A 24,430-nucleotide genomic window follows, 5' to 3' on the forward strand; every position below is an offset into this window, starting at 1 on the left:
GCATACGCTATGCTATGGTTGGAGTATCTAAAGCTCCATTTCTATTTCACGTCTTGCTTTTATGGGCAGTGTTTGTTCAGGAGTGAAGGAGACAGATTTTTCTAATACTTGTTGGCTTTTATTGTAAACTGCAACTAGTTGATTTAAGTCTCTTTTATGGTCAATAGTTGCATTATCTCTAATGGAAGTAATTTGGCTGTTGCTTAACTTCATGAATTTCATTTGTGCAAAATCGGCAATTGCTTTTGGTAGTTCAATTGGCTTATCAACGATTGATGAAATGACTCCAGTATCCTTTTGTATTAGTTGCCTTTGGATTTCTGTAATTCCTTTATTTAAATGAATATCATTCCAGTCTGTTTTTGATTTTCCTTGTAATCTATCAGGAAATACAGCTCTTACACTTAAGTTATCTTGTCTGAAGGTATCGATTGTTTTTTCGATGGCTTTGTATGATTTAGCAAAATCGCCATCATTATCACCTGCAATAACAATTTCCTTTGCATTGAATTTCTTGATGATTGGGCTTAAGTTCTTCATATTTGAAACGCCAAAGGAGCATAGTACAGTGGCTTTGCTGTCTGCAAGGGCTATAGATGCGCCTGTTTCAAACCCTTCAGCAATATAAAGGTGAGAGCCTCGCATTCCTTTTTGAATAATCCCACAACTGCCTTCGATGATTCCTTTAGATAGTTTTGGGTTATCCATAAATTTATTTTTACGGGCTGTTTGCTTGTCCAGGTAAATTCGTTGAACCGCTGTTAGTTCATTTTTTTCATTTCTTGCCGCAATGATTAATGCTGGGATTTTATTAACTTTATCTTCTAATGATCCTTGTTCATTGCAATTTTTCCACTGAGCGTCAATTGGCCAGAAACGTATATCCATTTTATCAATGGATTCTATACCTCGATGTTGTTTTAAATATTTTTCGGCCAATGTTCCCTCTACTGGAACAGAACTATGCCAAATGCTTTTTGCTGAAATTACTTTATTCTTCTTTTCAAGGTCACTTAATTTTTGTAATTCAATTTTACTGGAAATGGGGGATTTTATGAATTTGGTAAGTTCTTCTCTTTGATTTATGCCTGCCATGGATGCAGCTTGAGCAAGTGCTTCTTTAAAAGACAGCTTATCTCTTGTCATAATTGCTTGAATCGGAGCTCCTCCTATTCCATCACTGAAATCATGCCATAATCCTTTATCCTTGCCTTTCAAACTTACAATTAAGCCACCAGAATAACGTAATTCTCTGGAGTTTTGCGTTTTTGGCTCACCCCAGATTGATTTATAGGTTGTTTCTGGATCAGCCATCAGCGCTTCATTAACTATTCTAGCATCCAAAAATTGTGCGGATTTTTTGATTTTTTGTAAAACCGGATTGTTTGATTGTAATGACTTTGGAGCAATCGGTTCTGGCTTAAAATCATAGTTGTTCTTTAATTCCTTGTTAATTGTCTTTATGGAAAACACATTCAATGGATATTCTTGCAAAGCTAATTGATACCCTTTGCCCTGTTCAATTTGCTTTATGTGACTGGAAAGCGAGACCCAATTTTTTTTCCAGGCTGATATTTCTTTTGCAGAGTTAGAGTTTGTGATACTCAGAAATTGCGTTGATAGTGTGTGTACGACTTCATTTAGCTCTTTAATTTCACGCAACTTTATATTGTGGTTGCTCGCTTGGGTGAGCAATTTTTCTTTGTTGCCCTTTTCATAAGATAAAATTGAATCAAGGTACTTTGAGTCTTTTAATTGATGAGCCAAAGCATCACGTTTTGATGATTGACTGATTGCTGCTGATATCCGCTTGTTATTTTGCACATCGCCACCAGATTTATTAAGGTAAGCTTCCCGCCAAAACCTGGATGTTTGAATGTTGGCTTTTTTATAAGACAAAAAACATTGATAGTCTTTTTTCTCAGGGGAGGAAAGAGTGGATAATCGTTCCTGTCTGTCGGTAACTCGTAGATATTTACTAATGGTTTTGATTTCAAGATTTGCTTCTTTAATAAAGGGATAATGGCCAGCGATATCGTTTTTAATCTCATTGATTAGTGCTAGACGTACTTTGAAATTAAACTTACTTGCACTAAATTGCTTGATGTTTTCCCGATACTGATGTTTTTCTTTTTGTGTTGTTAGCTTTGCCAAATCCAACTTGAAATAGGAGGCTACATCAAGAACGGCTTTGTTTTGCATCAATTCATGAGCTAACTCATTACGACGAATGAGTAGCTCAATGGATTTTGGGCTAGCTCCCCTCCCTTCACTGATTTGTACTTCTTTTAGACTTGACGACCAATTCTTCCTAAGCTCCATCTGTAACGATTTATAAGCCTTGACCATATCAAAGGCCAACCGTCCCTCAGTACTTAATCCATTTCGAAATAACTTCTCGCTATGCAAGCGTGCATCTTTATGGATTGATTGCCATAACAATTCAGGTTTTTGGTTCAATTCTTTGGCATGGGTTAAAACAAAAGGATGTGATAACTTGGATTCTCTTTTAATTAAGGTTGCGAGCCTTTCTCTTTCTTCACCTTGTGTGTTTAAATAAAGCGATACATTGGTTCGTATTAAATCCTTTGCTGCTTGCTTTCCAAGTGATTCAAGGCGTATCTGTGCTTTTTTTAATTCCTTACCATACTCATGCTGAGGTAATGCAATCCTGTTTAGCTCACCGATCGAAAAATGCTGCAAATAGGGTTTATAACGCTCAAGATCGCTACTTATTAAAAAAGCAACTTTATTCCGCTTGGCAGAAAGCTGTTGTAGATCTCTTTTATTCTGATTTGAAATTGCATTCGAAACACCATGTTCCAATGCATGCTCTTTGATATGCTGACAGCGTTTGAGGATTTTCTGGTTTAAGGACACATACTGCCTGACAGTAGAAAAATACTCTCGCTCTGTTTTGGGTAATGAATGAAATAATTTAGAGGTTTGACAGCGAAGAGCTTCACGTCGATACGTACTGACACTAAAACTCAGGCGCTCTTTGGCAAGACGGTATAGTTTTGGATCATTTACCATGGTAAATGCTAATTTTGCAGCTTTTTGTTCGTCTCCTTGCTGTTTGCTTTGGAGATAGGTTTCTACAGTACGTTCCATGTCCTGCCAACCTTGTTCTTTAGATAATTTTTTTTCAATAACATTTTGTAATGCCATACTGTTTTTATGGTCTTTAAACCGCCCTTCATGGGTTTTCAAGGTATCTGAGCCAACCATATCCAGAGAAGAGTATTTCTCACTATCATTGGTGGTAATCGCTTTGACCAAGCGATCTTTATCATCAGTAACCACGATCATTTCCCAAATACCTCGGGTGGTTTCGACATAAAAGTTTTGAATAGTTGAGGCAAATCGGTTGAAACTTTCAATAAGACCAAGCCCTCTTTTTTTATCTTGTCCCTGAGTGGCATAGGTCGTGAGTACATAGCCATGATCAATATGATGTAGTTCTTTTGCACCAAAAGCTAAATGAAGCGTCTGATTGTCTTCAGTATTAATGATGACTGCGTCTTTGGTGATTTGTTTGATGGTTGCTAATTCAGAATTTCGAATCCCCTTGTCTTCACCATTGCGCTTCCATTGAATTTGATCGCCTGCCATAATGTTTAGTATTTCCTGACGATATATCTCGACTGGTCTTTCTAGATCTTTATTTTCAGTTTTAAATGCAGGCAAAGAAGACAGTTTGAAGGTGATTATTTGACCATTTTCACGCTTAAGAGAAAGGGTATTATTCTTTTTGTGGGTATGAGTCACCTCTCCAACAGTTAAATACTCCCCTGCTTTAATGTTGTATCGTTGTGCTCTATTGTTAAAACGAATGACATCGTTTTTGTTGTAATAGATTGCATTTCGAAGTTTGATACTGGTTAAATTGCGCTCTTTGAGTATGGGTTGCAGATGTTCTTTTCCAGTTAATGTCCCTTCTTTAATTAATGCATTTCGTAAAAGTTCGGTGATGTCATGCCGGTTCTTGTGCGTTGGTGCAAAACACAATGTATTTTGCCGCTCTTCCGGAGTGAATGACAACCATTTAGATGCCAGATAATCCACTCGTTTCAGATAAGTATCCGCTGTTTCTACGTGGGTCAATTTTTCAACAGCATCATAGACTTCCCCCCGCCCTGCATGAATAGCTGATTCTTTTAATACCATGTCCTTCTGGCGAAGATTATCCGTCATGGCAACAGTTTTAATTCCATAATCCTGCATTACAGAGAACAATTTCCCACTGGATGGTGATGGAAGTTGGGCTTTATCGCCAATGATTTTTAGTTGTGTATTAAATTGTTCCACCAATTTAATAATTTTATGGCCTTGTGGATTAGATAACATGGAAGCCTCATCCACCACAAATATTGTTTTACTCAAATCCTGTTGCTGATTCTGTAATCGTCCCAATTCTCTAGCAAAAGTAGAAGCATTTAATCCACCTTTATGGCGCAGTTCATTAGCAGCTGCTGAACCTGCTGTAATACCTCGAATTTCATAACCCTGAAGGGATGCCAATTCACTGGTTAAACGTAACATAGTAGTTTTACCCGTTCCAGCGTAACCTTGAATGGCAATAAATCGGTCTGTTGAGGTTAAAAACGTGGTCATGGCTTTTTTTTGTGAAGGAGATAAAGCAAATGCCATCTCTTGTTCTTTTGCTTTTATAAAATCACTTACCCTTTGTTTTGAACAAATAGCGGAAACAGCACCTTTGCCATTTTCTATAAGCTGAATCGCCTCGCTTTCTAATGTCAGTTGCCAGGGGGTTGTCAACAAAGGCTTTTGCGTAAAAGGATGTCTTGCCCTATACAGATTTTGATGGGCAATACTTTCATCAATCGCTTTATTAATTAAGGTTTCATCGATTATCTTATTACTTGCTATTACATGTTTAAGTGCCTCTTTTTTGAGCTCTCTTTCCTCAAATACTGCTTGCTGTTGGCTGATTGATTCAATAGCCACATACACAGATTCTCTGGCATAATTCATTTCGATATTGTCTTTGCCATAAAAGCGCTCCACAATAGTTTCTTTTAAGGTTTTAAATAGACTTTGTTGCGGCTTTAAAGAGGACTCCACTAATTGATGTGGATTAAAACCCATCTCCTGGCATTCCTGGATGATGTCTTCTTTCCATTGATCAAAATCAACAATTTCTTTATCTAATTTTGTTTTTTGAGCCGCAATTGACGATGCTTTAGCACCACTCCAGCCTTTTTCATCGAGCACAGCTTCGATGGACTCTCTTCGTTTTGAAAAATGAGTTAATATCTGTTCAGGTACTCCCTGAATTTCCCATAAACCATCACCATCATAAACCAACTGATATCCGAGTTCTTTGGTTAAATTTGCTAATTTATTGCGAAATTTAAGCCCGCCGTAAATGTGGTGTTTCATGATTTGCTCAACCACTCCTTTCTGGCTATCCATATCACTCGCAAGCGATCGCCACTTTCCATCTGGGCATTGAGTCATATTTTGAACTACAAGGTGTGTATGCGAATTGGGATCATTGGCGCGCGAACTGGGTTGGCGAAAAGCTGCTATGACTAGGTTGCCGGTATCAATGTATTCGACTTTACCATCAACAAATTGTCGCGCTTGAGCAAACTCTTTTTCCATTTCCTCAACGAACCATTCAACAGATTTATCAAATACTTCTGCAAGTCTTGGATCGGCACCACTTTCAAGTAAAATCGAAAAAGATTTGGGAGCCGTAAGCGTCATATCAAAACCTGGGCGGTGATGAATTCCGTCTTTATCAATTCGTCCAAGTTGGGTTCCATCAGGCAAGTTTCCTTTAAGAAGAGCCATCATTTGCTCTTGCTCCACAGTTTTTCCGTGGATACCAAGTACTTTAGCCCCTTCACCCAGCCAACGCACGCTGTTAGAATCGTTTGCATAATAATTAACAACATCAAGATAATAAGAGGCCGCTCCTTCAGCACTGTTTAATGGTTGGATACTTAACATGCTTTCCCCGCAACTTTGATTATAGAAACTCAACACTCTCTTTTTCTTTGAGGTTAGACTTCACCAATTCTTTTTTTGGTGTGTTTACTTGCTCTAATGCTTCATCGTGAGAAGCAGCTAGAAGAGGATCACTGTAGGTATCTACTAATTTCTCTATTTTTTGACGAAGTGGGTCGGGATCAATTTCACGTGCTATAAACTGCTCATGAATAAGCGGATAATCAACATAATCAAGCGTTATTTTTGCAGCAGGAAACTCACCCTTAACACGCAAATACCCTTGTAAATCATTAACTACCTGGATTTGAGTAGGTAACACCAATTGCTTTTCCTTAATCTGTCTAGACACTGAAATCCCATCCCGCATCGTGTTCGCTCCATAGCTAACGGATTCATTCACTTCTTCGACTTCATAAGAACCAATATTACGAGAAGCATGTTCTGCATCAGTGTGTTCGGGTAAGCGCAAAAATAAACGGGTCGAACACAAATTTGAAAGAGATGCAGCACCATCGTTGCCATAAATAGTACGCAATTGAGATGCACCGTGATGGCCTAATAAGAAGCAACCACCAAATTTACGGCTTTCTGATTTAACGGCACTCAAAAAAGGCAAAGCATGCAAGGTAGCCAACTCATCCAAAATAAACCATACTCTTCGATTATCATTCGGTGCTAAGCTTAAAAGTTCTTTGGTAGCTGTATTAATCCATGCTGATATTAAAGGTCTAATTGTTGGATGTTTGCGCCCATCTGAACTGACAAACAAACAGGAGTTACTCTGATCATTCAAAATCCAGTCACGAATCGAAAATAGGTCGCCATCATCCTTCAAATACAACAATGATTTTAAATAAGTGGCCATTACTGTTTTTACGTTTAACGCAGTTTTTTGTACTTTATCGGAAACCAATGATTCTGATTCAGTGTGGCGTAATAAGTGATGAATACGACCTAAATCTGCTGTAAGCAAATATTGCAATAACATAAGGTTGGAGCGATTTGGATCGTTTTTTAGCTCATTTGCTGTAGATACAAAAATCATACGAGCGGCTTTAATCCAGAAAGGATCCATCGAGTTATTAACGGGCATAGGCATAATTGCCTCAGCTAGAGCCTCAAGATCAGCCTTGTCTTCACACTCAGCCCAGACATTCCATGAGTGCCCTCTGCTATCTAAGGGATTTAAAATCACATCCTGATTTTCACGATAAAAACGAGATAGATAAGTTCCTCCTTTATCATAAATAATGGCACGTTCACCTCTATCCCGAATCGTTGTTAATAGATTGCGAATAGCAACCGTTTTTCCAGAACCCGTTGTGCCCACTACTTGTATATGCTGGGTTTCAGAACCCCAAGGTAGCGACACACGTCCAATCTTATAAGGAGAAACATTCGTTATTTTTTTTATACATTTTAGTAACTCTTCCTCATCAACCAACTCACTGCCACGAATGATTTTAGATTTACTTTGATTTTCCCCTTTTTTTTGCAACCACTTAGCTATAACAATTAACATACCTATAGAGGCAAATAATGACTCTGTCAGACTATAAAATAGTGCCAACTTTAGTTGATTTATAAATGTATTAACCATAGAGGCTTTGACAATTTGTACCGAATAAACAGGATAAGACTCACCTGTTGGCATACGCACCACTTGTTTCGCTTTGCTTTGTATAAGAATCATTACGTGTGCTTTAATCCATTGTTGCCCTATATAACGTTGATAAACAGTGGTATTAAAATAAAAAGTTATAACTGAAAAAACTAAGAAAGCTATAAGCGTCGCAACAGTTACTTGTTTACTAACTTGTGTAAACATACGCACATTGTGCAAAAAATTTATCCCACCTCGAATAAATAATTTCATTGGATTTACAGCCATCATTGCTCTCCAATCAGTATAAAAAAAGTAAAACTCACGCTACAATAACTAAAAAGGAGAAAATCCAATGGAGAAAAACCATAAAGGGCAAGTGATAATTTGCTCAATCGATGAGCTCCCCACTGCGCAACAAAAACAAATTCGGTTGGCTTCCATTGGAATTGGATCCCTTGTTCTTTTAATTGAATTATTAGCCTTTCTTGCTTTTGGATCGTTTCCAAGTAATAGCGGTTCGCTATTTTTCTATTGCGCTGATTGGTTCTTGTTTGTGGCTTTGCCTTTTGCGTCGTTTGGTCTTGGTTCCTCTTTTGGCTTTGTTTTAATGCTCTCTGACTTAGGTTATGCATTATCATTGGGATATCATAGCGGAGCTGGTTCTTCGTCATTAAACCAACCATTTTCAGCAAATGAATCACCCAGTTACCATCGCTCAAATCATTACAGTTCCCATGTGAGTATAAATCCAAGCTCAGGCCGACCGATGTCGGGCAGCAGTGGTATGGATATCTCAGGAAACCCCTATGGTACACGTTCCTGGTAACCATCATTTTACGTCCTTGTTAGATTGAGCGACGATTACATCCTGCATCAGTTGGGAACCATCTTGAACAATACCGCCTAAATTTTTTGAGAGTTCTTTATTGGAGCGAACAAAATCTTTGTTAACTGCTGTAACTGATTCTTTGCTGACGTTACCTACATTGATGTTCTTTGTTTTCTCATTCAAAGTATTAGAGTAATCATTAAGCACATGATCTACGCCCTCAGTACCTGTAATATGATTTTTAAAGACATTATTTTTTTGTTGCACCAGATGTTCATTAATAGGATGATTTTTTTGAAATTGTTTAATCGTTTGTTCAGTTTTTTCAGCAACAAATTGTCGCGCATAAGACTGCGCTAATTCAGGATCATGGCGAATAAGCCATTCTGCCTGCTGCAACCCAATAGTGCCCTGACTATTAGGTGCACGATGATGTGATAACCAATCAATAAAACCTGTTTGTGCATCAAGATTAATTGATGCTGTTTGTTCATTGGATAGAGTTGCTTGTCGGTGGTAGCTCTCTGATTCAGAAAGACTTGCCATAGCCTCATCACGATAATGCATGGATTTATCGAAGCCTGCTGAAAAGTTATTAGCCAAGCGTCCACTAAACTCATCAGAAGCACGAAAATGCTCATCTTTAGTCGCTTGTCTTGCCTCATTAACTACAGCTGTAAAATGATGTTCGTCACTAAAACGACGTGCTTCATTCATCAAGCGTGCATCTTGATGAGAGTTTGATTTATCCCATTCACGACGTAAATTTCCTCCCAATTCAATATTTCCTTTTAATCCAGGAACAGCAGAACCAGTACCAAAACCACCTGATGCTCCAAAATTAATACTGGCAGCACCTAATACTTTCGTGGCCTCATCTCGTGAAATATTATGATCGTGAGCAAAGGTATCAATGAGGTTAGAAATCTTTGATGCTGCTTGATTAAAACCTGCAGAAGTCGATATTTGATGTCCTAGTCCACTTTGTTCGTTATGTGATTGCGTCTCACCTAACTCTGCTAAGCTTCGAAGCGATGCAGCATATTGCTGTGATGAAGCAATGGATTTATTAAAGCCCGCACTTTTCGCATTGTCAGATAATTCGGAAAATGCAGAACGTGTGCTTTCTCCTAATTGAATATTAAGTGGTGTATGAGAAGTTGCTGTTGCCATCGTCAGTGTTTCACTACCATCTCGTGATATTCGGGCAATCGATCCGCTATCAAGACTGGTTTCAATACCACCTAATGAGACTCTTGCATTGCGATCATTATGGAAGGAGCTACTATTAAATCCATTATGATTGGCAAAACTGGTATTGCCATAGCTGTAATTACCCATTTGTGCTTCTTCAGCCGCAGAGGACGCGGCATTTTGAACAATGCCCGCCGGTTGTTGTGCAATCGCCATAAAACTACCCACTTGGCGACTGATTAACATATAACTCAATGTCGTAGTTGCCAAAACTAAATACCCACCTAACGCCGCCATGTTTTCGTATGCCTGATTAATACCTGTTTGATAGGCCAGAGTAGTTACACCAGTTGAGACAAAGGATAATGAAAATTGTGTCAAAGTGGTCATAATATAGTTAATCACTGTGAACATGGGGGCCCACAAAGCGAGCCACACATAAAGTGTTATGTAAAATTGGAAAAATGTAATGCCGCAGGGAAACGGGAAAAAGAACAAAACGAAAATAAAACACCCTATAACAATGCAAAACAAAAGACTTTGCAGCATAGGCAACCAATAAGCAGACATTAATCCGATATTACTTAGTGCAGCGGGAATTTTATCTTGCGTACGGCTTGCTGAAAAACTATCAATGGCTGCTTTGGAATTCACACGCGCGCCCATTGAAAATACACCATCTCGAATCGCATTGGCCATCATATTTTGCCGAATCAGCGCCGCTGCATCACCGGACATGGCAGTTAAATGATTGTAGGCTTGAGGTAGATACTTTTCAAAATTGGCTTTAGCCTCTGTATGATTACCAAAAACAAACCCTGCGTACTTGGCTTTAGCATCTTCAATAACGCTATTCCACGCACCATCTAATAAGGTGGCCGCTTCCACACAAGATCTAAACCGCCTATCGTAAATAAATCCACGCGCAACTGAAGCATTTGATTTAACCAACTCCCAAATATCTCTTGCTTGATTAATGTCTTTTAAGCTGTATCGATCATACATCACGTCGTAAAAGACACATTGCTGCATGAATTTTTGCATGTTTGCATTAAACATGGGATCGGTGATTTTAATGTTGGCTGCAGATAAAAAGAGCTTTGCCCCCATGATCATACCTGTTTGACTGTAATCCATGTCGTTAGGAGAATGAAAAAAGAATTCAAAAAGTCGTGTTATTTTATCGCTTAACAGGCTACTCAAGCCCCCAGCCACTCCCAAAACTAAAGGTACATTATCAACCGTTAAATCTGGACGTAGTGGATCTGTTCGGTCGTGAATTTGCAGATTACAGGTAGGTGTTAAGATAAATGAAATGACAAAGGCATATTTAAAAATATAGAAAAACATATGACGTATATCGCGCGTCACAATAAATTGGCCAACAGTCCATACCCCGCCAATAATGAGTGCTGTCCTAAAAACGCCTAATACTCCATCGTAATGAAACAATGCGGCAGTGGCGTTATAAAATGCTTTAATCAACTCACCACCGGTAATTGTATAAATTTGCATCGTAACGGCCATTGCATTTACCTCAATTGATTTGCCCAACTCAAAGACTGAGTGAGCTCTGATGAAAATTCACCGACCAGCATTTGCTCGATGGTTTGGGTTTCTTGAATCATTTGCATCGCCATGCTCATCCGTTGATGCGCTGTCCCCTCCATTTGCGTCAGATCACGACGAGCTTGGGTGAGATCAGATTGAAATTCTTTCATGATGGACTCTGGGTATTGCAATGTCCCCGCTGCTTGTTTAATGAGCTGTAAGTTTTCATTTAAATATTGAAACAAAATATCAATGGCAATTGCTTCTGAATATCGTGTGGTATCAATCACCGCGCTGTTTTTCATAAAGGCCATTTGCACGCTGACCATTTTCATCACTGGATATTGAGTAGACTCAATCAGTCCTTTTGCCGCTTCACTTTGTTCTATATTATCTTTAATGTGACTGGCCATCTCCAAAATCAGATCACGAACTTTTGACTCTAAACCATGACTCATATCAATGGTTTTACTGGTTAGAGTGGGTTGTAAACACTTCACCTTTTCATCACATTGATAGACCTTTACTTCTCCGCCTCGCAAAAGTGCACCAATTAAATTATTGTTACTTACTAAAGAAGCCAAACGTTGGACATGTACTCCTTGTGCATCACGAGTAAGAATTAAAGTACCTGATAAAGTCATCATAAGCTGAGCTAATTCGGTGTCATTTGCAAATAAACCGTTTTTCTTTAATGCATTCCATGCCACATTGGTATTGTCTACGACTTGCTCATTGTTGCTGTTTTCATTAATCACACGGTCGTAATCGTAATTGCTGGATCCTTTACCACAGCCTTGCCGTGCTTCTGCCCAGTCAGAAAAAAGATTCTTGGATTGGCCAATGGATTGGCAAGCATGCTGTTGTGCTTGCCGAGTACGAGGCCATAAACCGAGCACCGCACTCTCAGACATTTGGCACGAGTTCATCCCTGATTGATTCACCCAAGTAGCCACGTTTTGCAATTTAGTTGCTACATTACCTAATAGTGGTGTTGCTTGTTCTAAAGCCAATTGAAAGGCTAACCCTTGTGAATTGTTCAATATATTTTTTGTGAAATCGACAAACTCTTTACCTTTAATGTGGGAAAATCCGCCAAATGTAGCATCAATACCGCCACAGCCCGCGGATACTTTAGGCCAGTTCAAGCGCATAATTTGCAGATTACGCACACTATTTCTGGCATATAGGTTACCGCCCGTATAAAAACCAGCACGCTGAGCCTGATAAGCATGAGGTTGTGTTATGTTCCCGCCCATATTGAGTGCTTTAAAATAACTTGTTAAATCATCTCCTATTGATTTAGCGTGACCAGCACCAATAGTGCTTAGCAGAGCAAAAAACAGAATCATTTTTTTCATAAAGCCACCTCTTCGTTATGAGATTGACTCATCTTTAGTAAGCGATTAATCAGTTCACTTTCATCAATATTGCCTTCTGTTACAAGCTGCGCTATTTGCCCCTTTGGGTTAATTAAGAACAGAGAAGGAAAAACATTGACTTGAAATACCCTGGCTTGCCCTTCATTCATTACCGCATCAGGAAATGATGATAAATAACCACCATCCATCGAAATTGCAACTACGCTAAACCCATACTGATTGCTTACACGTTTTAATGTAGGTGCAAAACGCTGGCAATGAGGGCAGCTCGAACTATAAAAAAAGAAAAATCCTTGTTGTTTGGCAAGCGTATAAAGTACTGTATCAGCATGATTTGCATAGGCATGGGGCGCAAATAACATCACTAACACGATTAAAATTACTGATTTATTGCGCATTGTATTCCCCTGATTGAAAAGCATTAGTTGCCATTAAGATATTTTCTTTCAGTTCCGATTGGCTGATTAGACCATAAGCAACAGGCATAGTTTTTTTAGACACTGGGTTAAGAGCAAAGACAGCAGGAATGTGTTTTACGCCCATTTGATTCGCCTCACCTGCATCCACTCGTGAATTAGGAAGCAATGGAGAAAAACGATCGGTCATGGCAATTGGAATGACTGTCATGTGATAACTGTTGGCAAAATCACTCACAACTTCCGCCATACGCTCACTGAAAGGCTCACCACCTTTATAGAAATACAGCAATCCCGATGACTGGCTAATTTGCGCAATAGCTCGCTCCTTTTGCATACTGTTTTGCTGGTTATAGATATCACGAGCTGCACTGCTGCTGGGATTAACAAGACTTTCATCCTGATCTGGATTTATTAACAAGTCGAGCATCCACTTTTCAGAAAAAAGATTAGCCTGTGCGACAAGCAAGCGTTGCAGTCTCCTTGCTCTGGCTATATTTGCAGTAGTTGGATTTAAAATAGCTTGTGCACGAGCGCGCTGTACTCGCGCGCCTATTAGTTTCCATGTTTTATCAGGATCAGCAGGTCTATTGACCACCGTAGGTTCCACCTGTTTTTTCTTTTTAGAGTGTACTTTTGGATCTTTATGCCAGTACCAACCAGCTTCATGCTCGTTAAGATAAGAATGTTGTGCACAAAGAAATGGGCTGACACTAATCAAAAGGACAAAAAACAACCTAGCCATTAATATCTCCCTGGTTATAAATCTCTTTAAGACGCTGACTTATTCCATTAGCTGTTTGTCCATAATCAGGTTTTTTCATCTTGTTTTTTACATCGTCGTAAAATTCAGAAAAATTAATCGCTTCAAAATGAATAAGCTGCATTTGCTCAGGCGTAATACCTGAGCAATTAGAGTGCTTCCCTTTGCCAAAACTTATATGCAATTGATTCCGTCGTCCTTGCTCTTGAACAATGCGGGCTAATTTAGATTGGAAGACACAGTAGGTTTCATGGGTATCAGTACATACGGAACCACCAGGGAATTTTCTGCGTTTATAACAATAATGACCTGTAGGAACAACCAGCTTGTTTTCTCGGGCTTTACCCAATTTCTTCTCACTATCGCTACAATGGGCTAGTTCCAAATCAATACCCCACCCCGAATCACTGCAGCAATTTTTAAAGTGGAGCATTGTTGTTGAACATTCAAGCAATTTGCCTTTAAAAATATAATTAGCATTTACATCAAAGTCTTTCGATGCATCAGATACCGATGACAATGTAGACATGGCCTTTTTAAAATCATTTTCATTAGCGGGAATGTATTCATGTGTTGCACAATCACCCTCAAGACAAAATGCACTATCACCACAAAGTAATTGATTCTCAGTGCATTGGTTCAGCGGGCATTGATAAGTTTGCTGATAGGTTTTGCAACGACCACCATCCTCCTTTAAACAGATTGAAGCAGTTTGTTCACATCCTTCATTAATCATACCACCACAAGTGTTCTGTCCCTCATCACCACACTTATAGGTTGCTCTCTCTTTCCAGCAAGGGCGTGTAAATGGAATTTCTCCAATAATTCGTGTTTGGTTAGGCTCTGTGCAGGTTAAGGGTTCTGTAATGTGGCATAATTCCTCTTGTTCCTTATTGTTTAAATGCTTGCACTGATCATCCCAATATTCCTTTCTTTCATATATTTCTACGGTCATGGTTGCGGAATGAAAATAAGGAATTGTGCAACGTCCATATCGACACTTCCCCACAGATACCGTTAAGGATGGTTGAGCACAATTAGCAGTTTGTTGCACCACTACCAGCCCCTTTGCATCAACAATATTTACTTTAACCAAGGCACAATGCTCAGGTAATTTAATCGCAGGGACTGTTACTTGATCTTTATAAATCGTATAGCAAGGATTTTTACCTTGTTGGCAAGTATCGCCTTGAGTAAGATTGACTAAGACCTGAAAAGGTTTGGTTCTCTTTCCATTTTTGCGCAGATATAAAGTATAGCTTTCTGTTTTATAGGCTGAGACTTCTAAACGGAGGTTTCTTGCACAATGTAGTGCTCCTAATCCTTTACTCGTCAAACATGTTTTTTCCTGCCAAGAATAGTGACATTCTTTGGGTTTTAAAGAGCAGGTGGTTTTATCCGTATTCTGGCCCCGTATAATAGCATCCCCATTTTCCGCAATTTGATTCAGTTTTTGCATGGTATTGGAGGCTGGATTTACTTGTTGTAAAGGTCGGTGATTAAAGCCTTCATGAACTGCTTTTCCTGACTCATTATCCATCACGCCTTTTTGTGAATCCGTTTCAAGACCCGTATTTTCCTGAGTGACTCCACTGTAATAATGTTCTTGCGACAGATTCGCTTGATAGCCAGGGAATTGATTCAGATCAAGTGCTTTAAGTAGATCAATGGATTGATTCGCATGATTTTTTCCTGTCTGAGCCCCCTCTTGATAGGCTTGCTTCAAATCAAGCGCGTTAATTTGTGAGCTTAAGATCAAAAAAATAAAAATGAAATGTTTCATCTGACTTGCGCTCCTTTTAACCGAAGAAGCATTTGATGTAACGCAGGATCATCTATGGACTGGTTGCTCGCCAATTTTTCCAAAGCGTAATCTAGAGATACATCGCCATAAAGTTTGTCGTAGTCCACTGGCTTACAATTCATATTGGCAGGACAAAGAGGTATGTCTTTGACATAAACTACGGCAGGAACCGCAGTTATAGCAAAAGTGTTAAAAAGAATCGGATCCAATTGCATTCCAATCCCTGTTTTTTTGCTTAACTTCTGGATTGCAGTCATCGTTTCTTTAAACGAATTATGAATCAACCCACGAATCACCGGAGTTGCACCACTTTGTTTGCATTGTAAAAGCCAAGCTTGCAGACTTCGTTCAGGCATCGAAAATGATAAAAACACCAGTACCTGGCTGACTTTTTTCAAGTGAGTGGCTATCGACTCTTGTGCTTTAGGGGCTTGGGTAAACTCATCGATTTGTCCTGATTTCTCTGATGACTTAAGGTTTTTACTGATTTGTTTTACTTCTTGAGTAAACGCGTTAGCACGATTCCGAGCATTTGATTCAATTGAAGCAATATATGCTTCATCTGCTGCAAACACTCTCGCTGAAAACAAGAATATTACAACTAAAAATATGGGGTACATTTCAGCTCCTAATCGTTAAAAGGCGCAGCAATTGCGTTTACGAAAAATCAAATATCCAAAATCCTCACCCTTAAGGGGATATTCGTGACCTGCCTCCCATAAACTCGTAGCACGTCCCAAGGGATAACAAGCATGCGTTGTTGGTAAGGGATTGACCATCTGATAGCGGTAACGTGATTTGGGTAAAATTGGTGAGTAGTGAGTATGACAAATGGATTTTGTGCTGCTTGTTGAATCATCAAGCCCTACCGAATCTTCCAGTAAGCCTTGGCGGTGCAGCTTGTAATTCATGCGTTCTGATAATAAGACTGAGGCTTGAACTCCGCCAACGTGTTCTTGTACATGCCCAGTTAAAGGATACATACTTCCTTGGGCTCCTGCACACCAAAAGAGTTTATCAATGGCACTACCCAGTAAAGCGGTACTCGCATCAGCAGCACAAGCTGCTTGTGCTGGTAAACTGCCAAACAATACGGCTTCAGGATTGATAATAAAACCCAACTCATCATCATTCCACATCGCATCTAATTCGCTGGGGTAAGCAATATCAAAATCGCCTTTTTCAACACAAATGCCATCGGTTAATACATTCAGCCAATACATCAAAGGAAATTTGTACCAGTGCACATGATAAAAGGATTGATTGGACAAATTGCTGTCAGTTTCAACCGTACCCTTGCGATAATACTTGCCAAAATTTAAGGAGATTCCTCCTAAATTAACCAAACAAAAAGGAGTACGGGTAACATCGACTAAGTTGACAGGCTCCCAGTAGCCAATCGTTAACCCCAGACGAGGGATAGGATTTCCTGGGCATTCGCAAACTGGCAACTTAGGATTTTTAGTGTCAGGTAAATGATTCGAAGAAATAAGGTTGATTTGCCCTAAACTTAAGGGGAACAAGCAAGACCAACACACATCAGTGATTGGATTAACAAAGCGACCGTGACACGATCCTGCTTCTGCTAATCCAGTAATAATAAAAGCAAAAAATATAAAAATGGGCTTCATAGGCTCACCTCTTTAATTAATAGATGCTTCCCTGCCTGAATGACCCTAACCGGCAAATGCTTTATTTGAAATTTGGCTACCAAAAATCCATTTAAATCAAAATAAATGGCTTGTTTAAACTGCTTGGCAATATCCTTTGCTGAACCTGAAGTGAGAATTAATTTGACTTTTTGATGCTGTCTTAGCTCTTGCGCAGCCCATGACACTTGCGCTTCATCATCGCCATCAAAAAAAAGAAGTGTGCTGTTTAAGCTGACTTTCTCCAATGGGTTAATTACTGTGCCAAGCTTTACGATTACTTCACCGAGATTGTCCTTCACATCATAAGGCACAGTAACTGATGGATTAAATAACCACTCTTTATCTGCCTCTGCCCTGGGTAAATGTGTAGGTGTTGGGCGTGCTAAATGCTCCTTTACTCGTTTTTTAAATTCAGACTGAACCGCCTTCCATTCACCATTGGCCTGCATATCAGCCATTTTTTGTTGGATGTACTCTAAAAAATCCATTTCAGCGATTACGAAGGTTTTTCCTAAAACTCCAAAATCCTTCGCGCCAACCGAGGGTAGATAAAGCAAGCAGATAATTAATAGAAGCGGTCTCACGATTTAGACTCCAAACCAACTCTATCCATTAGAACGTTTGTATAGTCAGGACTCCCTTTAATTACGGCTTCTCTTGGGACTAAAATCAACGACTTGGAACGCGATAAGTCGTTCAAAGCCTGTTCCAATCGGTGAGAGAATTCTTTGATTACTAAATTTTTTTCAAGGCTCGAATGATTTTTTTGAGCCTCTTTTTTGATGAATTGAGAGGTAATTGCCAGGATATCAACGCTTGCAATCTCTGGCCGCCTCAAAACATTATAAATAATCCCGTTAACTAAGAGGCTGGTGAAGAATGAAGCAAGTATAGCTACTTTGGTTGTCTTAAACATAACCATAGACCTCCTGAGCAACCTTGGAAATTGCATCAGCCAATGGCAAGCCTGTTGCCATTAATCGTTTCAAGGCTTCTACTTCAGGACCACGTGTAGTATTGAGTACCCGTGAGAAGGGATCGACAATCAAACGATGCACTGTTGAATTCTCTTCACACATCATTAAGAACTCAGAGTATTCATTGGTAATTTTCAGACTTCGAATTAAACGCTCACCATAAGCATCCAACTGATTACTCGTTTTTAGAGTATCAATCGTACTTTTGGAGGCACCTAAAAAGATTTTATAATAGGCATTGTCGTAACACATTTTGGCAGTTGGATTATTCTCATAATCATCTAAACCATGAGTCACTGTAATAAAATTTCCACCGTATTTAGGCGCACGTCGATAACCCTCATTAACAAAGTTAGCACTGCCGCCCGTGCCATTATCTGAAAGCAATTCATAGGATTCATCGATTAAACAGCTTTTGGGAATATGCTTTGGCGTGTAATACATCGCATTGGTGATTTGGTACATTAAGATTTTCAATACAATGCGTTGTAAGTCCTTATTCCCATCAAGGCCACCCAACTCTAAAATGACTAAGTTTCTTTTAAAATCCAGTGAACAAGGTGGCTCAAAATAATTGCCATAACGACCGTTTTTAGTATAGCTGTACAACAGCCTCCCAATATTTTGAGAAATAGGATCGTGACTCGCTTCTAAGTGATGAGCAATAAGAGTGATTGTTGTATCATTGCGGTGTTGTCGCCACATTGCTTCAATGGCTTTCTCAATATGGCTTCGTTCTTCATCACTGATGTTACCCGATGGTCTTGCCATCATACCAACGAGCTGAATTAACTGGTTGTGCACGTCTTTAAACGCAGTATCATTTTTGACTGTTGCATCAATTGTTGAAAAGAGATTTAAGCTAATTTCTGTATCATGATTAAAATCAATGAGCTGTCCGTTCAACATCTCACACGATTTAGCGTAGGAGCCGCCTACATCAATGATATAAACAAATCCCCCCTGGGATAACAGACTTTGGATGTAATCATTCATTAAGAATGATTTCCCTTTTCCAGGCGGTGCAACAATGGCAACATTGTAGTTTCTGACTACGTTGTCAAAAAAATAAATAGCGGTAAATTGTCCTCGTCTTTGTGGATAGACTTGAGCAAATCGCCCTGAACCCTTCCACTCTCCCTGGATAGGTAATAAGTTAACTGTATTAAAACTGGTTAAAGGTCTTACCCGCCCAAATGATTTGTAATCATCAAACATGCCTTCAGCTGGTGCAAATGGCATGGATGCCAGAAGTGTTTGCAGCTGCAAGCCCGTTGGCGTACGCAAATCAAATTGGTTGCCACGAAATACATCTTTAGCCCGTCGTACATCGCGACGGACATTATCAGGTGTTGTAAACAATAAAACGTTATAATAAGAATCAACCAAAGAGTCATCGCAACTCAATCGCTCTCTTAATTCCTCGATTTCTGCGTATTTTTTGTTAAAATTCTTGACCCATTTAGCAATAAAGGGCTGTTTGGCATTTTGGCCTTCATCGGCATACTTGGCATCTAATGTGGCCATAACCTTGTCTTTATCTTTAACTCGTACTGCAAAGCTAAAAAGAAAAGGACAACTTATTTGCAAAGAGGTATTAAACATTTTTCCAAATAAATCACCCATCTGCCATTGCATAGGAGATTTAGGATACTGCCTTACAGACAAGCATTTAATAACGCGGGTGTCTTCTTCTCGCTCAATCTCTATTTGATTCGACTTAACACGCATTCTTGCTTCAATGTCAGTAAGCTGGAAGCGAATTTCAGTATGAGCATCATAATTTATTTTTTCTTCATACAAACTCTCTGTTGGAAATAACCACTCACGCTTTAAACTAATCACTTGTTCAACAGAGAGCTCCTTACACACAATGTTGACTGACTTTAGATTGTTGCTAATGTCTTCGCGCAAACTGCCAAGTAATAAACGATCGTCCTCTATGGACTTTCGCGGTATTGAAATACATAAGAAAAGTCGAAAATCACGCAATACAAAATTGCTTTCTTTAGTTAATGAGCCATACACTCCTTTGCGGTAAAATTCAGCTCGTCGATGAGCCAGAGCTTTTAACACCTCACTGCCTTGACTGCGCTGACTCTCCATTTCATCAATCATGTGACCAACCTTAGGCGATGCCCAAAACAAGGCATGAAAACAACTGTCGGGAGGCAAAATATCCGTTAATATACTGGTGAGAATAGTTACTGTTTCTTCACTGGCACCAATCAGTGTTGAGCATTCAAACATCATATGAGAAGCCTGTTTGTAGGGATAAATATCTGCCTCCGAATCGTAAACCTCATCCGGTAAATAAGGTGACAAACAATAGGTATCTAACAGCGCTTCAATTTGTTTTTTATGATGCGCATCCGTCATGCCAAGCTCTTCTCGCACAGTTTCCACTAGTGAGCTTGTCGCATGACTTAAAGTAGCTCTTGTATTTCTAACGGCAAGACGTGCTTTTTTTAGTGCAAACAACATGAGGGCTCTCCTTATTTTGAAACGGATTGTGGCTGATGCACCCATCGTCCTTCTTTAACAACACTGTAGACCCGATTGGCTTGATGATAATTGCCATCAGTGTCCTCATAAGGAACTATCCAAAGAGACATCACCCCTTCTCCATAACGCACAGGCTGGCCTGGTCTTCCGTCAATCACTAAAGGATTTCGGCTAGGGGCTACAGCTAATTTACCCTTACCATTCACCATGTCATAAACCTCATCCATACGTTTACACGAACCTCCATTTGGTGCTGGACAATCAAAGTCCTCGTTCAATTTGGTACAACCTGTTAAAACAACACAGGGCAACAGTAATAAGGCAATTAAAATCTTCATGTTCTTTACATCCTTAAAAAGAGTGGTTTTTATAGAAAAATTGATTAGCAGCTTTTTCTTCAGCAGTTTCAGACTCTGACGTCACTTCATAAACGCCTTTGGAGTTTTGGTTGTCTTCTGGTTGGTCAGGTGCATTAGTATCAGTTCCTCCATCAAGCCAAAAACCTTTTAGAAAAGTTACATCTACTGTAACCATTGGTGGCAATTGAATAATCGGATGGTACATTTCAGCACGCTTGATGTTGTACTGCGCATACATTTTGGCCGCACCCGATCCACCGCTAGAAACAGCTGCGAGGGGAATTTTTCCAGGTTGGATTGTTGCCACACTTCCAAGAGCAGAAGTGCTGTAATCTGTGGAATATTGCTGACCAATATTACCCATGCTTTCCCAGAAATTACCCCAAAACGCTTTTTTCACCATCGGCTCATCACGCCAGACGGCACGTCCACGAATTCCGTTTTTGGAGTCTGAAATGACGCCAGTAACCTGGATGTCGAGATTGGTACCATTGGAATGAATGCAACTTAATCGTTCGGTACGAAACTTTCCTCGCTCGCTTGATATATCGCCAATTACAGAGGCACTTACCATACATCCTTTAAGAGGTGCCCTATATTTATTCGGCATAATTCCATCATCGATTATTTGAAATATCATAATATCGGGGTTGGCCTGGCTTAAAACTCCAGCAGATGCATCTGCACCTTGTAAAACAACTGCTTTAGCAAAGGTATTGGAGAAGACATAATTATTGGGTGTTTTAATTCGTGGCTTGGCTTTTTATTCAACTTGGCAGTGTATTGAATAAATCCTGAATCCATCTCCATAGAGTTATTCACTGTTGCTTCATTCGCTCGGGGTAATAATCCATTGTGTAGCTCATTGTTTTTTAATGTTCTTTCTGCTGGAGTTACGCGTTCCATTTGTAGCTTAACTATTTGATGCTTCAGTTCAGAAAGCGTTGATTTCATTTCCGCAAGTTCATCTTTTTGCTTGCTAATGAGTTTGCTTTGCTTGTCTTTTTCATCACCTAGCGCTTTAAGGTTTTTATCAAGGAGCTCTGATTTTTCAAGCTCGGCGCGCCAGGCATTTTGTGTTTTTTCAATCCAGTGGGATTCATTAGTGCTTGTCGATATTGGGCTAGCTAAGCTGTGTTTTTTATAAGTGGGCTTATCAACCTCTTTGGATTTGACCGTCTTGTTTCCCAATAAGGCAAAGCAGGCGATCACAAGCACTATTACACCAACCACAATACCTAAAAGAATTTGTTGTTGCTTTTTGAGTTGAAGAGACATATTAGCTAATCCTGTACAATCGAGTTGTTTCAAATGGTGCTAAATGATTTTTTGCTAGCGCCACCCCTTTGGTTCCAGGCCAATTAAACCAGGATTCCTTAGCATCAATAGGCTGATTGGTGATGTTCTTTAATTCAAAAATTTCACCTCGCATACGATTGCCTTGAACGGTTAACAAACGTTTTAATTGTGTTTTTTGCCCTTTATATACAGAAAGCTTTTTGGGTATGATTTGAGTAAACCCCTCTGGTAAATACCCGTTAACCAGTGCTCGTAAAAACCAACCATCACTTTTTCATAACTTGAGGTACGTGGGGCGCGAGCACGAATTACAGGATTTTTATAGGATTTAAAAACGATTGTTTGTGATGGAATAGGCTTTGGCTCTACGCGCACGTTATAAAAAATCCTTTTTCTGTAAGCAAATTAATCGTAAAAGCGCGCGTGTGATAAAGTGGCGATGGTAAAAAAGTTAGAATGCCAGTCGTATCATCAATTAACTTGCAATTTGCTTTTCCATTGCATGCATCAATCAAGGTGTTACCTGGCGCTTTTATTTGCTGAATACGATCATCCTCTAACACAAGATTATTGGGTTCCTTAATTGAGGCATTAATGAAAATATCCTCATAATTTCTAACCGTTTTTATTTGGGCCGCTTGCGCTGTTGCTATGAATAAACCTAGGCTTAATATCATTGCCATTTGTTTCATGATTACACCTTCTCTAGATTCGTTAATTTCAACAGGCCATACTCATAGGAATATCTAACTAAAAAAGTCTCCCGAACATCAGACATTAAATCGGCGCCTACAAAACGCTTCATCTGCCCTATTACTTTTACGCTCAAGTGTTTGATATCAATTTCAAAGGTTGATGGATAAAACACACTGGATAAATGTTCGTGATTGATTAGCTCTACTTCCTTTACCAATTGCGCTCTTATGTCGCCATACAATGAGGGATTTACATAAGCTAAGAGCGCATTAAATTGATAAGTGGCCGAGCTTGATGTCACATTAAAACGAAGTTGTGTTAAGAAATTAGTCATATCTCTTAAATAGCCTTCTGATACACCTGTTCCAGAAAGCGTAAATTCTTGAGATATTTTAGGGGGAATAAAACGAGTTTCGTGTTTGCTATGAGCATAATGCAATAAGGCTACAATGGTAATTGATTGCATGAATGCCATACCAAGTAATACGCTACTAATTCCCATGAGTAAAACTCGGGTCTTTTTTTCCTTCATTAACTCTGATTTTTTTTGTTCTATTTTCATCGGTTACCCCAAAAACGTTCTAATCCATGACGGTGGTGTTGCTCGCAACTTTGGCGATAGAGAAAAAAACCAATAAAAAAGGTGGATATAAAAATAAGGCCCCTCATTCCCCTTCATGCGTTTCAGAAGAAATAAAAATGCACAAGTTAAGACGAGGGAAGTAACGGCGAAACCACAAACAGCACCAATGACATAAAGTGTTAATACCGCCACAATGACCTCATCAATTGTAAAAATAATCAATCGATAAGGTTCATTGAGAAATTGGGGTGTTTTGTATTTTTTTGGATCCTCCATCTCAAATCCCTGCCAGCATTGCAACGACATTTAAAAAAATAGCCACTCCACCAACTGCACCGAGCGTCTTAATATTTCGGGTAAAAATTAAGGTACAAACAGCCGCAACAGCCTCTCCGACATAAAGATAGGTTTTTATTGAGCCGTTGTAAGTGTCTTTTACCACAGGCTCAGCAGCAGATAAGGCATCTTCAGCAAAACTTCCCTGTGTCATTATAAGCAAGCAAATAAGTATTAAAATCTTTCCAGTATGAGCGTTAATGTTGCTTAACACGTTACTTCTATACTGATTTAATAAAGACATGTTTCTGCTCCCATTTAATGGTGATTGAGAATTGATTGCTGCATTGATGGACAGAATTTCTTTGTAGGATCGACAAAACCCTCTCGCTTTTCATATTGAATTTTTTGATAAATTTCATAACGGTGGATTGGTACTGAGTTAGGTGCATTAAAAGCAACGCGTACTTGATTCCCTTTACATGCCAGAACCGTAATAAATATATCCTCTCCAATAACAATGCTTTCACCCACTCTTCTAGTTAAACTCAACATC

The 24,430-nt window shown here is 39.3% G+C and carries 22 protein-coding genes; 1 reads left to right on the top strand and 21 read right to left on the bottom strand.

Features of this window, described 5'->3' with window-relative positions:
* Positions 1 to 27 precede the first annotated feature (27 nt).
* Together traI and traD are read right to left on the bottom strand one after the other, a co-directional pair.
* Positions 28 to 5,982, bottom strand: coding sequence for a conjugative transfer relaxase/helicase TraI (traI, locus tag DY223_RS18750; protein WP_058459966.1), 5,955 nt, complete (start codon positions 5,980 to 5,982; stop codon positions 28 to 30).
* 19 nt (positions 5,983 to 6,001) lie between these two features.
* Positions 6,002 to 7,876 (bottom strand): type IV conjugative transfer system coupling protein TraD, encoded by a 1,875-nt coding sequence (traD, locus tag DY223_RS18755; RefSeq protein WP_058459443.1) that lies wholly within the window; start codon positions 7,874 to 7,876, stop codon positions 6,002 to 6,004.
* Positions 7,877 to 7,940: 64 nt separating this feature from the next.
* Between traD and DY223_RS18760 the strand changes: the two genes are divergently transcribed.
* Positions 7,941 to 8,414, top strand: a complete 474-nt coding sequence (locus DY223_RS18760) for a hypothetical protein (protein ID WP_058459444.1) — start codon at positions 7,941 to 7,943, stop codon at positions 8,412 to 8,414.
* A 3-nt stretch (positions 8,415 to 8,417) separates the two neighbouring features.
* On the opposite strand, the gene DY223_RS18765 is transcribed toward DY223_RS18760, so the two are convergent.
* The 19 genes from DY223_RS18765 to csrA form a co-directional block, all read right to left on the bottom strand.
* Complete coding sequence (locus DY223_RS18765; RefSeq protein ID WP_058459445.1) at positions 8,418 to 11,138, bottom strand: conjugal transfer protein TraG N-terminal domain-containing protein; 2,721 nt, start codon at positions 11,136 to 11,138, stop codon at positions 8,418 to 8,420.
* Between the two features lie 5 nt (positions 11,139 to 11,143).
* Positions 11,144 to 12,523 (bottom strand): conjugal transfer protein TraH, encoded by a 1,380-nt coding sequence (locus DY223_RS18770; protein WP_058459446.1) that lies wholly within the window; start codon positions 12,521 to 12,523, stop codon positions 11,144 to 11,146.
* Positions 12,520 to 12,942 (bottom strand): conjugal transfer protein TraF, encoded by a 423-nt coding sequence (gene traF / locus DY223_RS18775; protein WP_058459447.1) that lies wholly within the window; start codon positions 12,940 to 12,942, stop codon positions 12,520 to 12,522. Before traF (DY223_RS18775) ends, DY223_RS18770 begins: the two co-directional genes overlap by 4 nt.
* On the bottom strand, positions 12,932 to 13,705 hold the full coding sequence (traF, locus tag DY223_RS18780) for a type-F conjugative transfer system pilin assembly protein TraF (protein ID WP_058459448.1): 774 nt from the start codon (positions 13,703 to 13,705) through the stop codon (positions 12,932 to 12,934). Before traF (DY223_RS18780) ends, traF (DY223_RS18775) begins: the two co-directional genes overlap by 11 nt.
* A complete protein-coding gene (gene traN / locus DY223_RS18785) occupies positions 13,698 to 15,506 on the bottom strand; it encodes a type-F conjugative transfer system mating-pair stabilization protein TraN (RefSeq protein ID WP_058459449.1) in 1,809 nt (602 codons plus the stop codon). Before traN ends, traF (DY223_RS18780) begins: the two co-directional genes overlap by 8 nt.
* Entirely contained in the window at positions 15,503 to 16,147 is a 645-nt protein-coding gene (trbC, locus tag DY223_RS18790) for a type-F conjugative transfer system pilin assembly protein TrbC (protein ID WP_058459450.1), read from the bottom strand. The genes traN and trbC overlap by 4 nt, the downstream gene beginning before the upstream one ends.
* Before the next feature lie 15 nt (positions 16,148 to 16,162).
* Positions 16,163 to 17,158: a conjugal transfer pilus assembly protein TraU gene (gene traU, locus DY223_RS18795; protein WP_058459451.1), complete on the bottom strand. Its 996-nt coding sequence runs from the start codon at positions 17,156 to 17,158 to the stop codon at positions 16,163 to 16,165.
* The gene (traW, locus tag DY223_RS18800) at positions 17,155 to 17,763 is read right to left on the bottom strand and encodes a type-F conjugative transfer system protein TraW (RefSeq protein ID WP_058459452.1); all 609 of its coding nucleotides are present in this window, start codon (positions 17,761 to 17,763) and stop codon (positions 17,155 to 17,157) included. The genes traU and traW overlap by 4 nt, the downstream gene beginning before the upstream one ends.
* Positions 17,760 to 18,095 carry a TrbI F-type domain-containing protein gene (locus DY223_RS18805; RefSeq protein ID WP_160116298.1) on the bottom strand — a complete coding sequence of 112 codons (336 nt, stop codon included), beginning with the start codon at positions 18,093 to 18,095 and terminating at the stop codon, positions 17,760 to 17,762. Before DY223_RS18805 ends, traW begins: the two co-directional genes overlap by 4 nt.
* A complete protein-coding gene (gene traC / locus DY223_RS18810) occupies positions 18,088 to 20,640 on the bottom strand; it encodes a type IV secretion system protein TraC (RefSeq protein ID WP_235810516.1) in 2,553 nt (850 codons plus the stop codon). Before traC ends, DY223_RS18805 begins: the two co-directional genes overlap by 8 nt.
* 11 nt (positions 20,641 to 20,651) lie before the next feature.
* The gene (gene traV / locus DY223_RS18815; RefSeq protein ID WP_058459455.1) at positions 20,652 to 20,999 is read right to left on the bottom strand and encodes a type IV conjugative transfer system lipoprotein TraV; all 348 of its coding nucleotides are present in this window, start codon (positions 20,997 to 20,999) and stop codon (positions 20,652 to 20,654) included.
* Positions 21,000 to 21,012: 13 nt separating this feature from the next.
* Positions 21,013 to 21,768 carry a TraB/VirB10 family protein gene (locus tag DY223_RS19655; protein WP_259293236.1) on the bottom strand — a complete coding sequence of 252 codons (756 nt, stop codon included), beginning with the start codon at positions 21,766 to 21,768 and terminating at the stop codon, positions 21,013 to 21,015.
* Positions 21,681 to 22,298, bottom strand: a complete 618-nt coding sequence (locus DY223_RS19660) for a hypothetical protein (protein WP_259293234.1) — start codon at positions 22,296 to 22,298, stop codon at positions 21,681 to 21,683. The genes DY223_RS19655 and DY223_RS19660 overlap by 88 nt, the downstream gene beginning before the upstream one ends.
* A 1-nt stretch (position 22,299) precedes the next feature.
* Complete coding sequence (locus tag DY223_RS19665; RefSeq protein ID WP_338067155.1) at positions 22,300 to 22,566, bottom strand: TraK domain-containing protein; 267 nt, start codon at positions 22,564 to 22,566, stop codon at positions 22,300 to 22,302.
* Positions 22,567 to 22,684: 118 nt separating this feature from the next.
* Positions 22,685 to 23,011: a TraK domain-containing protein gene (locus tag DY223_RS19670; RefSeq protein WP_259293235.1), complete on the bottom strand. Its 327-nt coding sequence runs from the start codon at positions 23,009 to 23,011 to the stop codon at positions 22,685 to 22,687.
* 2 nt (positions 23,012 to 23,013) lie between these two features.
* Complete coding sequence (gene traE, locus DY223_RS18830; protein ID WP_058459458.1) at positions 23,014 to 23,577, bottom strand: type IV conjugative transfer system protein TraE; 564 nt, start codon at positions 23,575 to 23,577, stop codon at positions 23,014 to 23,016.
* Positions 23,578 to 23,580: 3 nt separating this feature from the next.
* A complete protein-coding gene (gene traL, locus DY223_RS18835; RefSeq protein WP_058459459.1) occupies positions 23,581 to 23,874 on the bottom strand; it encodes a type IV conjugative transfer system protein TraL in 294 nt (97 codons plus the stop codon).
* Between the two features lies 1 nt (position 23,875).
* On the bottom strand, positions 23,876 to 24,178 hold the full coding sequence (locus DY223_RS18840; protein WP_058459460.1) for a hypothetical protein: 303 nt from the start codon (positions 24,176 to 24,178) through the stop codon (positions 23,876 to 23,878).
* 14 nt (positions 24,179 to 24,192) lie between these two features.
* Positions 24,193 to 24,429, bottom strand: coding sequence for a carbon storage regulator CsrA (gene csrA, locus DY223_RS18845; protein WP_058459461.1), 237 nt, complete (start codon positions 24,427 to 24,429; stop codon positions 24,193 to 24,195).
* Between the last annotated feature and the right edge of the window lies 1 nt (position 24,430).

The organism is Legionella bozemanae (assembly GCF_900450575.1).
In the GTDB taxonomy this organism is placed as follows: domain Bacteria; phylum Pseudomonadota; class Gammaproteobacteria; order Legionellales; family Legionellaceae; genus Legionella; species Legionella bozemanae.

Bases quoted from the DNA above. Each gene is read 5' to 3' on its own strand.
- traI (WP_058459966.1), bottom strand. From the start codon at position 5,982: ATGTTAAGTATCCAACCATTAAACAGTGCTGAAGGAGCGGCCTCTTAT.
- traD (WP_058459443.1), bottom strand. From the start codon at position 7,876: ATGATGGCTGTAAATCCAATGAAATTATTTATTCGAGGTGGGATAAAT.
- DY223_RS18760 (WP_058459444.1), top strand. From the start codon at position 7,941: ATGGAGAAAAACCATAAAGGGCAAGTGATAATTTGCTCAATCGATGAG.
- DY223_RS18765 (WP_058459445.1), bottom strand. From the start codon at position 11,138: ATGGCCGTTACGATGCAAATTTATACAATTACCGGTGGTGAGTTGATT.
- DY223_RS18770 (WP_058459446.1), bottom strand. From the start codon at position 12,523: ATGAAAAAAATGATTCTGTTTTTTGCTCTGCTAAGCACTATTGGTGCT.
- traF (WP_058459447.1), bottom strand. From the start codon at position 12,942: ATGCGCAATAAATCAGTAATTTTAATCGTGTTAGTGATGTTATTTGCG.
- traF (WP_058459448.1), bottom strand. From the start codon at position 13,705: ATGGCTAGGTTGTTTTTTGTCCTTTTGATTAGTGTCAGCCCATTTCTT.
- traN (WP_058459449.1), bottom strand. From the start codon at position 15,506: ATGAAACATTTCATTTTTATTTTTTTGATCTTAAGCTCACAAATTAAC.
- trbC (WP_058459450.1), bottom strand. From the start codon at position 16,147: ATGTACCCCATATTTTTAGTTGTAATATTCTTGTTTTCAGCGAGAGTG.
- traU (WP_058459451.1), bottom strand. From the start codon at position 17,158: ATGAAGCCCATTTTTATATTTTTTGCTTTTATTATTACTGGATTAGCA.
- DY223_RS18805 (WP_160116298.1), bottom strand. From the start codon at position 18,095: ATGTTTAAGACAACCAAAGTAGCTATACTTGCTTCATTCTTCACCAGC.
- traC (WP_235810516.1), bottom strand. From the start codon at position 20,640: ATGTTGTTTGCACTAAAAAAAGCACGTCTTGCCGTTAGAAATACAAGA.
- traV (WP_058459455.1), bottom strand. From the start codon at position 20,999: ATGAAGATTTTAATTGCCTTATTACTGTTGCCCTGTGTTGTTTTAACA.
- DY223_RS19660 (WP_259293234.1), bottom strand. From the start codon at position 22,298: ATGTCTCTTCAACTCAAAAAGCAACAACAAATTCTTTTAGGTATTGTG.
- DY223_RS19670 (WP_259293235.1), bottom strand. From the start codon at position 23,011: ATGAAACAAATGGCAATGATATTAAGCCTAGGTTTATTCATAGCAACA.
- traE (WP_058459458.1), bottom strand. From the start codon at position 23,577: ATGAAAATAGAACAAAAAAAATCAGAGTTAATGAAGGAAAAAAAGACC.
- traL (WP_058459459.1), bottom strand. From the start codon at position 23,874: ATGGAGGATCCAAAAAAATACAAAACACCCCAATTTCTCAATGAACCT.
- DY223_RS18840 (WP_058459460.1), bottom strand. From the start codon at position 24,178: ATGTCTTTATTAAATCAGTATAGAAGTAACGTGTTAAGCAACATTAAC.
- csrA (WP_058459461.1), bottom strand. From the start codon at position 24,429: ATGTTGAGTTTAACTAGAAGAGTGGGTGAAAGCATTGTTATTGGAGAG.